Origin of the sequence: Paenibacillus sp. 2003 (assembly GCF_031455635.1) — a bacterium.
Classification (GTDB): Bacteria; Bacillota; Bacilli; order Paenibacillales; family Paenibacillaceae; genus Paenibacillus; species Paenibacillus amylolyticus_B.
In genome coordinates this window covers 1,212,250-1,226,416 of sequence record NZ_JAVDTB010000001.1, presented here as the reverse complement: position 1 = coordinate 1,226,416, position 14,167 = coordinate 1,212,250, and the positions used below count along the sequence as shown (strand labels likewise).

General features: G+C 47.2%; 9 protein-coding genes. 2 read left to right on the top strand and 7 right to left on the bottom strand.

Features of this window, described 5'->3' with window-relative positions; genetic code table 11:
• Nucleotides 1–187 precede the first annotated feature (187 nt).
• A complete protein-coding gene (locus tag J2X75_RS05665; protein ID WP_310334861.1) occupies nucleotides 188–577 on the bottom strand; it encodes a winged helix-turn-helix transcriptional regulator in 390 nt (129 codons plus the stop codon).
• Nucleotides 578–751: 174 nt separating this feature from the next.
• Between J2X75_RS05665 and J2X75_RS05660 the strand changes: the two genes are divergently transcribed.
• On the top strand, nucleotides 752–1,312 hold the full coding sequence (locus tag J2X75_RS05660) for an NAD(P)H oxidoreductase (RefSeq protein WP_091016753.1): 561 nt from the start codon (nucleotides 752–754) through the stop codon (nucleotides 1,310–1,312).
• A gap of 169 nt (nucleotides 1,313–1,481) precedes the next feature.
• Here J2X75_RS05660 and J2X75_RS05655 read toward each other — a convergent pair whose 3' ends face one another.
• A complete protein-coding gene (locus J2X75_RS05655) occupies nucleotides 1,482–6,707 on the bottom strand; it encodes an S-layer homology domain-containing protein (RefSeq protein WP_310334858.1) in 5,226 nt (1,741 codons plus the stop codon).
• A 446-nt stretch (nucleotides 6,708–7,153) separates the two neighbouring features.
• Nucleotides 7,154–8,710, bottom strand: a complete 1,557-nt coding sequence (locus J2X75_RS05650) for an ABC-F family ATP-binding cassette domain-containing protein (RefSeq protein ID WP_017688769.1) — start codon at nucleotides 8,708–8,710, stop codon at nucleotides 7,154–7,156.
• Nucleotides 8,711–8,907: 197 nt separating this feature from the next.
• Between J2X75_RS05650 and J2X75_RS05645 the strand changes: the two genes are divergently transcribed.
• Nucleotides 8,908–9,381, top strand: coding sequence for an SET domain-containing protein (locus tag J2X75_RS05645; protein WP_310334853.1), 474 nt, complete (start codon nucleotides 8,908–8,910; stop codon nucleotides 9,379–9,381).
• A 230-nt stretch (nucleotides 9,382–9,611) separates the two neighbouring features.
• Here J2X75_RS05645 and J2X75_RS05640 read toward each other — a convergent pair whose 3' ends face one another.
• The 4 genes from J2X75_RS05640 to J2X75_RS05625 are packed head-to-tail and all read right to left on the bottom strand — an operon-like array spanning nucleotide 9,612 to nucleotide 14,148.
• Complete coding sequence (locus tag J2X75_RS05640) at nucleotides 9,612–10,232, bottom strand: DUF1349 domain-containing protein (RefSeq protein ID WP_310334852.1); 621 nt, start codon at nucleotides 10,230–10,232, stop codon at nucleotides 9,612–9,614.
• Nucleotides 10,233–10,269: 37 nt separating this feature from the next.
• Nucleotides 10,270–11,616 carry a dihydrolipoyl dehydrogenase family protein gene (locus J2X75_RS05635; protein WP_310336661.1) on the bottom strand — a complete coding sequence of 449 codons (1,347 nt, stop codon included), beginning with the start codon at nucleotides 11,614–11,616 and terminating at the stop codon, nucleotides 10,270–10,272.
• Between the two features lie 50 nt (nucleotides 11,617–11,666).
• Nucleotides 11,667–13,181 carry an osmoprotectant update ABC transporter permease/substrate-binding subunit OpuFB gene (gene opuFB / locus J2X75_RS05630; RefSeq protein WP_310334851.1) on the bottom strand — a complete coding sequence of 505 codons (1,515 nt, stop codon included), beginning with the start codon at nucleotides 13,179–13,181 and terminating at the stop codon, nucleotides 11,667–11,669.
• On the bottom strand, nucleotides 13,174–14,148 hold the full coding sequence (locus J2X75_RS05625; protein ID WP_310334849.1) for an ABC transporter ATP-binding protein: 975 nt from the start codon (nucleotides 14,146–14,148) through the stop codon (nucleotides 13,174–13,176). The genes opuFB and J2X75_RS05625 overlap by 8 nt, the downstream gene beginning before the upstream one ends.
• Between the last annotated feature and the right edge of the window lie 19 nt (nucleotides 14,149–14,167).

Below are 14,167 nucleotides of genomic sequence, written 5' to 3'. Positions count from 1 at the left end.
ATTCCGACTAAAATCATCACATTAATTTAATTTCTTCTCTCTAAAACCTAACACACCGGGTGTTGAGGGTCAATTTCAATGATTTTATAGCATTTATCAGTTTCGCTGATAAAGGACAAAAAACAACAAAAACCCTCCTTTTCAAATCAAGGACGGTTTTGTTTTATTTTTAAATTTGGCGGCCATCTCAAGTTGAAGTTGAAAGTGGAATATAGTCACTAAAATGATTTCCAAGCACTCTGCTTTTATCTCCGTATACTCTGTCCAAGTGATTCTCTCCCCACAGACATATGCGGTCAATGATTTCCTGTAGTGTCAAGCCGTACTCTGTCAGCTCATACTCTACCTTGGGCGGAATCTGGGGATGGATGATTCGATGGATGATTTCATTCTTTTCCAGTTCACGCAGCTGCTGGGTTAAGACCTTCTGGGTAATGTCAGGAATGGCTCTGCGAAGTTCGCTTGTTCGTTTTTTACCTGATATCAGCTGATGCAGAATAAGAATCCTCCATTTTCCACCGACCAGTTCCAGCATCGCCTGCACACCACTCTCATATTTTTTCATTTCTTGTTCCACTTGTACTCCCCCATAATTCACATATATGTATACCTATTATTAAAAGTAACCGAAGAACCTCAAGGTATCTACAGCACTCGAAGGTGCGTACTTCTCAATACGATGTCATGAATCTTATAATAACATTGGTCAGAATGTTTAACCAAAAAAAGAAAAAAGGATGGTTACTCCTACATGAAAGTTAAACTGGTCGTTACTCACCCAAGACAGGATTCCCTAACATTTGCCGTGATGAATCGTTTTATAGAAGGTATGCAGGAGAATTCCCATGAAATTGATATCCTCGATCTATATCATGACGGATTCGATCCATTATATGGCGTAGAAGATGAGCGAGACTGGCAAAATCCCGATAAACAACATGCCCCTGTGATTCGCAAAGAGCTGGATCGTGTGCTTGCGGCTGATGCCATTGTATTTGTTTTCCCGATCTGGTGGTACAACGTCCCCTCCATGCTCAAAGCTTATCTAGACAAGGTATGGAACATGGGGCTGCTGAACAAGGCTAACTCCAAAAAGGCACTGTGGATTGCACTAGCTGGAGGAACGGAGGCTTCATTCCATAAATACGACTATTACAACATGATTTCCAATTATCTGAATAACGGGATCGCGGGTTATGCAAGAATGCAGGAATCCCGAGTCGAATTTCTCTATGAAACGATCTCAGAATCCAAAGAACATATCGAAGGCTTGCTGGAACAAGCCTATCAAATCGGAAAAAACTACAATTAACAATGCACTAACATTACAATTAACTACTGCAAAAGCATAGGAAGTTACTCGTTCGTTGAGTAGCCTACTTTTCACCCATTGGGGGCGTACAATCAAGAAGGCTTACTCCAACCTGTGTTCCAGGTCAGAGTAAGCCTTCTTTTTCATACGCTACGATTTTGGTGTAACATCATTTATTCCATACCAGTTTGCTCATCATCGCATATAACAACGTAGCCGATTCGGCTCGTGTCGCTTCAGCAAGTGGTTTCACCTCACCGTTGTACCCGTGTGCGATGCCCAGATCCACAAGTAATGCCACACTATCACGGGCATAGGAGCGAATCTCGGAAGCGTCGCGGAAACGAGTAAGGTTATCCGTTGCAGCCGTCTCGGCGTCAACCAGACCAGCCGCTGCAAGTGCTCTAACTGTCAACGTCATCATCTCCTGACGAGTGATCGTGGACTCTGGCAGGAAGCGCCCGTCACCAGTACCACTGGTGATACCTAGTGAACGCGCAGCTGTAACTGCTTCGTAGTACGGAGCCTTTTCGTTTACATCAGAGAAAGCATTCCCGGAAGAAACATTCAAACCCAGTGCAGTCATCAACCATTGCATGTATTGGCCGCGGGTCATCTCCTGTTTTGGATGTAACTGCGTGGAATCACCCTTTGCCTCTGCATCAATTACACCTCTGACAGCCAAAGCCTCCATTGCCTTCTTGGCCCACTGCACTTCTGCAAGATCTGCGAATGTCTGCTCCACAGGCATAACAGCATAATTTCCTGTGAGTGATGTTACGGAAAATACAAGCTGCCCGCTCTTTGGATCGTAGTAACTTTGCGGCAAGGGGCTTGCCACACCGTTCGCGCCAATGGCAAATGCTACAATTCGATCCGGCTGAGCATTTTGTGATGATTGGTAAGGCAGACGAAGTATTAACTGGCTTTCCGATGGCCATGGTTGACCATCCAGTTGAAGTTCAAGCTGGACTCCATATTGCGTACCAAGCTGATCTGCGACTGTTTGTGGTAACTCCGTTCTGACCAATCGGATGGATGCAATCCCATCACCAACGATATCCTTCGTTAATAGTGTGGCAGGAAGCTCCAACATCCCCAGCTCTGTAACAATGTTGAACACATGTGACTCTCCCTGATCTATTAACGCAGAGGCAGGCAGAGATACTTCATATGCCGTTGCTCCCGAAACCGGCTTCAACCGTAGTTCGACCAAGCGCCGACCCGCATCTGTTACGGGGGCAACTTTAAAAGCATCTTTGATCGTTGAAGCATCCACGTTGGACTGCACTACACCCTTCTGGTCAGGCTTTCCCTGCAACTCCAGAACAGAACGGTCCTTCTCCGGTTTAGGTTGTGGTACCGAATTCTCTGCACTTGGGTTACCACTTCCGGATTGTCCGCCATTGCTGGATGAACCAGAACCATTTCCTGGATTTCCACCGGAACTGCCGCCTGGATTACCGCCCGAACCAGGGTCCGTGCCTCCAGGGGAAGGAGCAGATGCCTGCACCTTCACCGTCAACGGTACAGTCAGGGCTTTACTGTCGTCAGAAGTTCGAGTAATTTCCAACTCCAGTGTTACTGTTGTTTCCTTGGATGGCGGGACAATCGTTCCATCGGTTTGAATGACAGATAGTACCGAACTGGAAGCAATCGTCACCGTGAAACCTTGTGGCACTATCGGTAACTTCAGTTTCTTCGCACCTGGGGAAGGCTGTTCCAGCGCCGTAATCCCTGTAGCTACATCTACAGCGCTCTGCTGAGCCGTATGCACCTGATAAGCGGAAGATACACCTCTCATGGATTGCCCCGTCGCATCCAAAGCTTCCACTTTGTAATAATATTCCGTGCCGGGGTTCAGTTCACTGTCCGTGTACTCCCGTCCATTGCCGTTATAGACCACCTTGTACTCACCTTGCTCGCGATCTGCGCGGTAGAGCTTGTAGCTTGCTGCACCAAGATGAGCATCCCAGTGAAGCGTTGCGCTCGTTGAATCCACCGCATCCGCATTGAGACCAGCACTGTCATTAACAGGTGGCGTAGCATCTGGCTTAACGATCATAATCCAGCTAATCATCGGGTCCTGCGATGCCGTATTGCGCACGGTCAACTCCAGTTTGTTGTCCGACACAATGATGCCTTTGTGGGCTCTAACACTGGCAGGCGTAAACGTAACAGCCCCGGTATTGGTGCCATTGATGATGAAATTGGCTCTGCGCGATGCATTCGTCCAAGGATCGTTGAATCCGGCGTACACATCATATGTTCCGTTCGGTACATCAAATCTGTAGGATAAGTCTGTGCCTTTAGGAGAATTGCTGATATTGCCACCGTTCAGATAACGTACGGTCGAGAATATATCCCCACCATTCGAACCGGATGGCAGTGCATCTGCGCTGACATAACCCCAATTACTTCCCTCAGCCGGAACGTACATCTGATCGGCCGCTCCCGGGTTCGCAAGCGTTCCCTTCATATAAGCACCTATGAGACTGTAATCAGCCGTTTCGTAACCCCCGCTGTTCACAAAATATAGTGTATTCTCCGGAATGACATTTACACGAACCGCCTGCTTTTTGTTGTTATATTCCGGTGTCGTTACCTGTAATGTGAGCGGTCCTGGCTTAGCAAAATCTTCTGTAGTCATGGCCCGGTTATCAATCGTCCATACTGCTGGTGTTGACACCAGTTCACCACCGTCGCGTACGTTCAATGTCGTTGGCAAGGATGGTACTTTGCCAAGCGCCACGGCTTCTGGCAATGGATCAGCGATATCCACCTTGCCCATCGAATTCAGCAGCTCAGGTTTCCAACTGTTATACCACTTGATCGCGATATCGGAGCCTATTCCAAACTCAATTGGCAAGAACACGTATTTTGCGGCGTCATTCGAGAAATTGCCACCATTCCACGTATCCCCCACGTAAATGAACTTGCCTTTTTCCGGATCGACCGGAATGACGGATGTGGTCTGTGTGCCAAATGCCTTGCCTGGATCGGGATCACTTGGCAACGTGCGCACGAACGGATTGGTCTGCGTTGACCACGGGCCAAAAATGTTATCCGCCACCGTCACTTTGTTTTCGTTAGGGGCCCAGCCGGAAGCTCCGGAAGTCAAAATATAATATTTCCCCTGATACTTGAACATCGCCGGTGCTTCACGTTGCCCTCCCGGGAACACTCGCACGTAATCTACGCCGTATTCCGCCTGATAGGTGGAATCTCGTACCGGATTGCCTTTGTCATCCGTTCGTCCTTCCTTATGCCACCCTGTTACGTCACTGTAGTCTTCATTCAGTTTGGAGATATAGAGCGTCAGGTTTTCTTCGCTGGAGTAGATCAGATAACCGGTACCGTCATCGTCCTTGAACAACGTCATGTCACGGGCCATGCCCTTATCACTTGGGAAGTAATCTTTCTCCCCTTCGGGAGCCCTGTCCATCCGGTAACTCTTCTGATACACAAAAGGCCCTGTTGGAGAGTCGCTGATCGCATAACCTGCCCTCGCCTTACCGTAATTCGCATTATCGTTATAGGGGTCTTTGTCGCCGTCCATGTGGGCCCACATCACGTATTTCTTTGTTTTGTCGTTATAGATGACCTTTGGTCGTTCAATGATCCGTCCTTTGCGGATATCTGCCCAGATATCCACGCGGTCTTCACGCCCCGCATACAATTTGGAGATCAACGGGTCATTGTCAAAATCATCCATGGATTGAAGTGTTGTTAAAGCCATGCCTTCATCCGTCCAATTCATCAGATCCTTGGATGAATACACACGCACACCAACTGCTGGCCAGCCGCCCTTATGATATTCGCCATACCAGTAATAAGTCTCCGTCTGTTCATCATAGAAAAAACCAGCCCCATGTGCATCGATCGGTTTCCCGTCCAGATCTGGCCACAATTGCCCTGGTGTAATGCTTGTGCGAACTGTGGCAACACCCAACGGTGCGGATGCTGGAGAAGTTACGCCGTCCACGGTCGCCTGAATGATGTAAAAATATCCTGTGCCCATCGTCAGACCACTATCGTTAAACGTGTTTTCATTGCCACTATAGACCTGCTGATACGTACCCGTAGCACTGGTTGCACGGGACACGGTATACGTTACATCAGATCCAGGCAGGACATTCCACCCCAGAGAGATTGATGTGTCCGTCACAGCTGTGGTAGCGAACTCTGCTGGAGAGTCAATGGAGTATGTCGTAGCTTCAGCAACAGCAGCCGCTGACTCACCAGCTGCATTAAAGGCTGTCACACGATAGCTGTAGCTGGTGCCCGGCTCAAGTGCATTATCCGTGAATGTGAGCCCTTTACCTTCATAGATTTGCTCGTATTGCTCACTGCCAGCTTCGGCCCGAACCACGCGATAACCCGTTGACTTGTCCACGGCAGACCAAGATAGCTTCACGCTTGTAGCATTGAGTGCTTCGGCCTTTAATTCGCCAGGAGCCTGTGGTGCCGACGCAGTCGTCCGAACTTCCAGCGGAGCAGTCCATAATGATTCGGTTAGGCCTCCGTATTCATAAGCGAGCCTGTAATAATACACCGTATCCCCACTTAATCCTTCATCCGTGTGTCCTAAAGTCCCGGTATTGGTTACCAGGGAATAGCCGCCTTCAGGCGTAGAGGAACGATACAAGCGATAGGCTGATGCACCCACGATTTCAGACCATTGCAGTGAAACCGAAGACGCTGTCTGCTCAGCAATAGAGAGCTGAATGTCGTTCTCAGGCGGATGCTCCGCAATGATCACGTCATCTGCATGTACCGACTGCCACTTATTCCGAATGCCCACGGTACCTGACCCGTATGTAGGATCGACCAGATCAAATACCAACCGATCGGAGCCGTTTTCCGAGATATACCCGCGAATGGTGGTACCTGATAACACCACTTTGAGTGTGTACCATGTGTTTTGGGCAAACGCATAGTCCACCGTTTTCAAAGTAGTATCTGTTCCGTTCACCCGTTTGGAGAAAACGAGTTTGTTGTTGGGTACCTGCATTTGAAAATAGTAAAAGTTGCTCTTATCTTGGAACCGCGGCAAAATGCCCGGAAATCCTTTACCTTCTCCTGTATAAAAGCGCATGGACACGGTCATGTCCGACATGGAGTCTCCAGTAGAGATGATGCCTTCATTGGTATCGCTCTGGAAAAGCGTGGAGTTGGACGCATCTGTCGGGTCAGCGAACACTTCCCAGTCGCCTGAGCTTACGTTCCACGCAGGTGATTCTGTGTAATTCCCATCCGAAAAATCATCCTGCAACAACGTGGGGGGTATACTGCTCAATTCGGCATACGCCTTACTCGGCAGCATCAACGGTCCCGAAGACAGCGCAAGTGTTGCAGATAACATAAATATCATGGGTTTCCTGAGTTTATCCAATGTTCATTCTCTCCTTTGGCGTGAAAGATGAAAGCATGGTTCTTGAACGCGCGGTGTTGTTGTTCAGCCTATCCTCAGCAACCAGTTGTCAGTAACGAGCGTTTGTCCACCTCCTCATTTTAATGAAACCGGTTTCATTAGAGTGCAAAAAAAAGACCCGTCTTCCCTTCTAAGTGCAATGATACCCATACGAATACCGTGTCTTCCTTGCCCCTATGCAGTGAAACAGGTTTTTAATATATAAATGTAATCGCTTTCCTGAATTATATTATTGCCTTATTCCAGCTGTCAACTGTGAATTCAATTCAAACATTTTTCGTTAAAACCACGCAAAAAAGCGCGAGTTCTGCCTGTTTTGCAAGCAAAATTCGCGCCTTTTCTCACGCTTCGAGCTTGTTCGCAAGCTCGCACGTATTATTAGTCCGTGACTTTTGAACAACCTCTGTTTAGAATACTTTCGTGGTCCACGACTCACAATTCCACGTCTCCGTAACTACATCACGGTAGAATTCCGGTTCGTGGGAGATTAGAAGAATACTGCCTTTGTAAGCCTTGAGCGCACGTTTCAACTCTTCCTTGGCATCAACGTCCAGATGGTTTGTCGGCTCATCGAGCACAAGCAGGTTGGTTTCATTATTGATCAGCTTACAGAGACGCACTTTGGCTTTCTCCCCACCACTTAGTACAGCTACCTTGCTCTCAATGTGTTTTGTAGTCAAACCACATTTTGCAAGTGCAGCACGCACTTCGAATTGGGTATAGGAAGGGAACTCCTGCCAGATCTCTTCAATACATGTATTGTAGTTGGCATCCTTCATCTCTTGCTGGAAGTAACCAATCTCCAGATGTTCACCACGTTGAACGGTTCCTTCCAGAGCCTGAATTTCACCCAGAATACTGCGCATCAGGGTTGTTTTACCGATTCCGTTCGCACCAACAAGGGCGATTTTCTGTCCGCGCTCCATACGCAGATCCAGTGGTCTGGACAACGGTTCGTTGTATCCAATTACAAGACCTTTGGTTTCGAAAATGAGCTTGCCGGATGTTCTTGCATCACGGAAGTTGAACTGCGGTTTCGGTTTCTCCTTGGCGATCTCGATGACATCCATCTTGTCGAGTTTCTTCTGTCTGGACATCGCCATATTGCGTGTAGCTACACTTGCTTTGTTACGCGCTACAAAATCCTTGAGGTCAGCAATCTCTTGTTGTTGGCGCTTGTAAGCCGACTCCAACTGCTGTTTTCTCATCTCATGCACTTCCTGGAAGTGATCATAATCGCCCACATAGCGAGTTAGATTCTGGTTCTCCATGTGATAGATCAAGTTGATTACACTGTTCAGGAACGGAATATCGTGAGAAATGAGGATAAATGCATTCTCATATTCCTGCAGATAACGTTTCAGCCATTCGATATGCAATTCATCCAAATAGTTCGTAGGCTCATCGAGGAGCAAAATATCGGGTTTTTCCAACAGCAGCTTGGCAAGCAGTACTTTGGTACGCTGTCCACCACTCAGATCATTGACGTCTTTATCCAGACCAATATCTGTCAGACCCAGACCACGTGCGGTTTCATCCACTTTGGCGTCAATCATGTAGAAATCCTGGTTTGTCAGCGTATCCTGAATCGTACCCACATCTTCAAGAAGTTGTTCAAGCTCCTCGGGAGTCACATCGCCCATTTTGCCATACATATCATTCATTTCCTGTTCCATGTCAAACAAATACTGGAACGCGCCGCGAAGAACGTCACGGATCGATTGGCCTTTGTTCAATACAGCATGCTGGTCCAGATAACCAACACGCATCCGTTTGGACCACTCCACCTTGCCTTCATCCGGCTGAAGCTTTCCTGTAATAATGTTCATGAAGGTGGATTTACCTTCACCATTAGCCCCGATCAGACCAATATGTTCGCCCTTCAACAGGCGGAATGAAACGTCGTTAAAGATAGCACGGTCACCAAAACCGTGACTTAATTTTTCTACATTTAATATGCTCATTCATGACACCTTTTCTATATAGACTTAATTCTTTGTATATTATAAGCGTTATCTCCTGCACAACTCAACGCCCTATTAAAAAATATTACACCTTTTTGTCTGAAATTTGCCTTATATGAAAGTATGGGTTAAAATTTTGCCTTAACGAATTATTACTATATAGAACGGAGCTCTTCGAAGAGCATCAGGTGAAAAATATGATTGAAGTGAAACAATCCAAGTTGGGTGATGGTGGTGAGTTTAACCGCGGGGTATTTGCTACTGTTGATATTGCCAAAGGAACGCTTATCCATCAGGCACCCGTTGTGCCCTACCCGAATGAAGATCATGAGCATGTCGAAAAAACGATTTTGGAAGATTACGTGTTCGAATATGGAGCGAATCATACCGCCATTCTGCTCGGATACGGTAGTCTGATCAACCACTCCTATGAACCTAACGCTACCTATGATATCAATTTTGAAAACCACACCTTTGACTTCTACGCGTATACAGACATCAAGGCTGGCGAAGAAATCGTCATCAATTACAACGGTGAGGAAGACAGTATGGACCCATTATGGTTTCTGGACGATTACGAGGAGCGTATGCTGGAGTTCAATAAATCCAATGATGATGAGGATGAAAAAGAGACTGAACCCCAGTCCATGGATACGGACACGAGTAAATAAACGTTAAACTCAAGTAAAGTTCGCAAGCACTCTGTTGTATGTGTGAAAAGGACTCGCTGAACCCGGTGAATGATGAAATGAGTAACTGGAGACTCTTCATAGTCCAAAGTTTAAACACACAAATAAGCAAGTCCTCCGTTAATGGAAGACTCGCTTATTTGTGTTGTCTTGCTTTCTAAGCCAGATACACCTGTTCATGTTTCATTGTTTATCGTGCATCTTAACTTGTTTTAATCTGTAATCGGTGGATCTGTGTGCAAGTCTTGATCGGGTGTCGTGGACCTCCACTTGGTAAAGGCTACTTCGAACCCTGCACGCTTCGGTGAACACAAAAATGGACCTGCGTGTTTGTTCGTCGGATAGGCAAACCGTGCAACCCGAATCGTACGCCAAGGATGCTCATCTGTGCGAGCACGAATGACAACAGCCTCATTACTGTAGGAGGCTCTGATTGTTACGATTCGTCCACCCCACTCTGGCACAGGAGAGAGTGACCAATCCGAATACGTATCCGTCACGACGGCTCCAACATGTGCCACGCCATCATTAACCTCAACTCCGGCCTTGATCCATTGGTCTTCTTCGTACCATAACATTAATCCCGCCTGATCATATAATTCGGTGAATGAGCTTAGATCAAACGATACCTCAATCGCTTCCGTTCCGTCCCATGGAGCAAGCATGGCATGTCCATCCCGATGACAGAACCCGTAGAATGTGTTCTCCCAGAAGTCACTGCCTTCCTGAGCTTCCACAACGAAACGATCCCCATCCATCCGTGCAGCAACGGGTTCCTTCGTCCACTTGCCTTTATGAAGCCCAATAAAATCCGATGACATCGTTGTTTTCATCCTTCCTTCCGTCCCTAAAGGGAGTTCATCATCACTTCTAAATTAAAGAACCCAGGTCCGATGCAGCAGTAGGATATGCAAAATTCATGGTGTTTAACTGATCGATAGTCAGATTGAACTGAATCGCCATTGCAAAAAGGTTGATCAATTCTTCTGTTTTGCTCCCGAGCACATGCGCGCCCAGAATACGCCCGCTTGATTTGTCGATCACCACTTTGGCCATGGCAAATTTTTCATGAGTTCGCTTGTAAGTATACCATTTCGACATATCATTTACCTTCACCTCATAGCCCTCTTTCTTGGCTTGTTCTGTGCTCATACCTACAGCTCCAAGGGCAGGGACAGTAAACACAATGGAAGGCATCACTTTATAATTAGGTTTGTGTTGATTTCCCTCCAACAAATTGAACGATACAGCCCGGGATTCCTGACCTGCTAACGGGGTTAAAGGCAACCCTTTTGTATCGGTTACATCGCCAGCAGCATACACTCTCGGATTACTTTCACTTTGCAAGTACTCGTTCACCGTGATCCCCTTTTTGCTGTAGCTGACGTTGGCTTTCTCCAATTCCAGCCCATCCACATTAGGAACACGCCCGGCTCCATGAACCACAAGTCCGCACTGCCACTGGTGATCTGCACCATTACGTGTGCCATGAACTACATAGGCGTTCCCCTCTTGCCGTATGGACTTCACCTCCGCGTTCAAGTGAACATGAATGCCGATCTCTTTTGATTTATGCAACAAAGATTCTACCAGCTCTGCATCAAACGACTTCAGAGGCTGCTCACTCCGATGCAGGATGTGGACTTCCGTCCCGGCTCTGGCCGCAATATGCGCAAACTCAAATGCAATGTATCCACCGCCTACCAGAACTAATCGATCCGGCAGCTGTTCCAGATCCAGAAAGTCATCACTATATATCAGATGCTCTGAGCCCTCAATCTCAAGTGGCGCAGGTCTTGCACCAGTAGCAATCAGAATGTGTTTGCCATGGAGCACTTCTTCTCCCACTTGAATATGGTTTTCATCGACAAATGAAGCTTTACCATGGAACGTATCCATTCCGGCCTGTTTGAATTGATCTTCACTTGCTCTAGGTATGCTTTCGGTAAAGGTGCGTTTAAAGGCCATAAGTTCAGACCAGTTGATGGTCGCCTGTCCCTGAATACCTTTCCCTTGCATCCGTTCATTCCAGTCAATCAGCTCAGCCGCTCCAGCCAGCACTTTCTTGGGATCACAGCCACGCAGTGCACACGTTCCGCCGAACTCACGTTCATCAATTACAGCAACTCTCCAGCCAGCTTCAGCGCAACGGGTGATTACAGAGCTTGCCGCGCTTCCTGTTCCAATTGCAATCAAGTCATACGTTTCTTGTGTCATCATGGTTCCTCCTCATCCTTTTGGTACATCTATTGCAGGGATGCCTGAAGTTACAGCAATCCAGCCTGTTTAAGGTACTCTGCTGCAACCTGTTCAGGATTCGCTCCCTCTACGTTCACGTCATAGTTCATCTGACGCATCTCATCATCCGTAATTTTGCCAGCAAGCTGATTCAGCACCTCAACCAGTTGTGGGTATTGATCTGCCGTTTCTTGACGAAGCATCGGCGCGCCTTGATACGGTGGGAATAACTCCTGATCATCCTCCAGCACAACGAGTTCATATTGTCTCAACTCACTATCTGTGGAGTAGGCATCTACCAGATTGATATCGCCACGTTGAACAGCACCATAGCGAAGCTTCGGTTCCATTGTTGCAACGTTCGGGAATTCAATCCCATACTTCTTCTGAATGCCAAGGTAACCGTCTTTCCGATCCGAGAATTCCAGCGTGAATCCTGCCTTCATTTGCTGTTCTACCGGTTTGAGATCCGAAATGGTCTTGAGATTGTATTGATCTGCGATGCTCTTTGGAACGGCCAACGTATACGTATTGTTGTAATCCATAGGGTTCAGCAGCACCATGTTGAACTGGCTCAGCATTCCGTCTCTTGCCTGTTCGTACACCTCGGTCCGATCGGTGCTGACTGCTGTTTCCTTCATGAATTCGGAGATCGCTGTCCCAGTAAATTCGGGATAGATGTCAATATCACCCGACTTGAGTGCATTGAAAAGGAATGGCGTTTTGCCTAATCCGGGTTTTAGTTCAACGGTCAGGTCTGTGTCTTTTTCAATCAACAATTTGTACATGTTAATCAGAATCTCCGGTTCCGCCCCCAATTTCCCGGAAATGACGAGATCCTTCTGTCCACCACGTGCCACGAAGGGAATGGTAATCACAAGTATCGCGATCAGAGCTAGCGAACCCAAGGTAACCAATGTTTTCTTGAAGGATAACCGCTGGAATTGACGCAATAGTACATCAAACAAAATAGCCAACAAGGCTGCCGGAATGGCTCCAAGGATGATCAGTGCCGTATCATTCCGATCAATGCCCAGCAAAATTAATGCACCCAAACCTCCTGCGCCAATTAAAGCAGCAAGTGTTGCCGTTCCTACAATAAGCACCATAGCAGTCCGAATTCCGGCCATAATAACAGGCATCGCCAGTGGTAGTTCCACTTTGATTAGGCGTTGCCAACTATTCATGCCCATCGCATTCGCCGCTTCCACCATGGAAGGATCAACTTCGGATATGCCTGTGTACGTGTTGCGGAGTACCGGAAGCAGCGCATACACTACCAGTGCAATGATTGCAGGAAGGGTACCTATGCCGAATAACGGGATTAGCAATCCGAGAAGCGCCAGGGAAGGTATCGTCTGCAACACAGCTGTGACCCCGATAATTGGTTCAGCCACTCTTGGTTTGCGAGTAAGGTATATACCAAGCGGAATAGCAATGAGGACAGCAAAGAACAATGCAATAAATGAGATCTGAATATGTTCCAGCAGAGCAGACAACAACTGACCTTTGCGCTCACTGAACACCTCCGTGAATCTACTCATGTCCTTCACCTCGTTCCTGTAACTGACCAGACCAGTATTTCATCAGATCAACTCGACTGATCTCGCCAATAATCTGGCGGTGACGTTCAACCAGCAGATGGTCATGGGAAGCCATGATATCAACTAACTCCGTCAACATAATGGATACAGGAACGGCAGTTTTAGCTGATTTTGGCACATGACCCGGTGAGAGTGGTGACATGATGGATTCGAGATCAAAATCAGATTGTGAACTCGTATCGGTGTTAGGACCTCCAACAAATTCACGTACGAAATCATTAGCTGGCTGTCGGATCAGTTCTTCCGGGGTGCCTACCTGCAAAACCTGTCCATCCTTCATAATGCAGATGCGATCCCCCAGCTTCATCGCTTCCTGAATATCATGGGTGACAAACACAATTGTTTTTTTCATCTGACGCTGGATATCCAGAATATCGTCCTGTAATTTCTCCCGACTCATCGGATCGAGTGCACTGAATGGTTCATCCATCAATACAATCTCGGGGTCGGCAGCGAGTGCACGCAACACACCTATTCTCTGCTGTTGTCCACCTGATAGTTCGGCAGGTTTGCGCTCACTGTACGTATCTCCGTGCAAACCAACCATGTCCAGCAACGTATGTATACGCTCCTTGATTTGATCTGACTTCCATTTTCGCAGTTCAGGAACAACCGCAATATTTTCGGCAATTGTCATATGCGGGAATAGTGCAATCTGTTGCAGTACATATCCGATATTCCAGCGCAATTCATGAATGTTGTATTCATCGATTGGGCGTTTATTAATGCGCACTATTCCATCTGTTCGCTCAATCAGGCGATTGATCATTTTGAGCATGGTGGTTTTGCCACATCCACTCGGACCAATCATGACAAACAGTTCTCCCTTGTTAATGTTGAGGTTAACCTGACGCAAAGCCGTTGTTCCATCAGGATATTGTTTTGATACATTTTCGAACTGAATCATTCGCTCTCTTCGCCCCTTT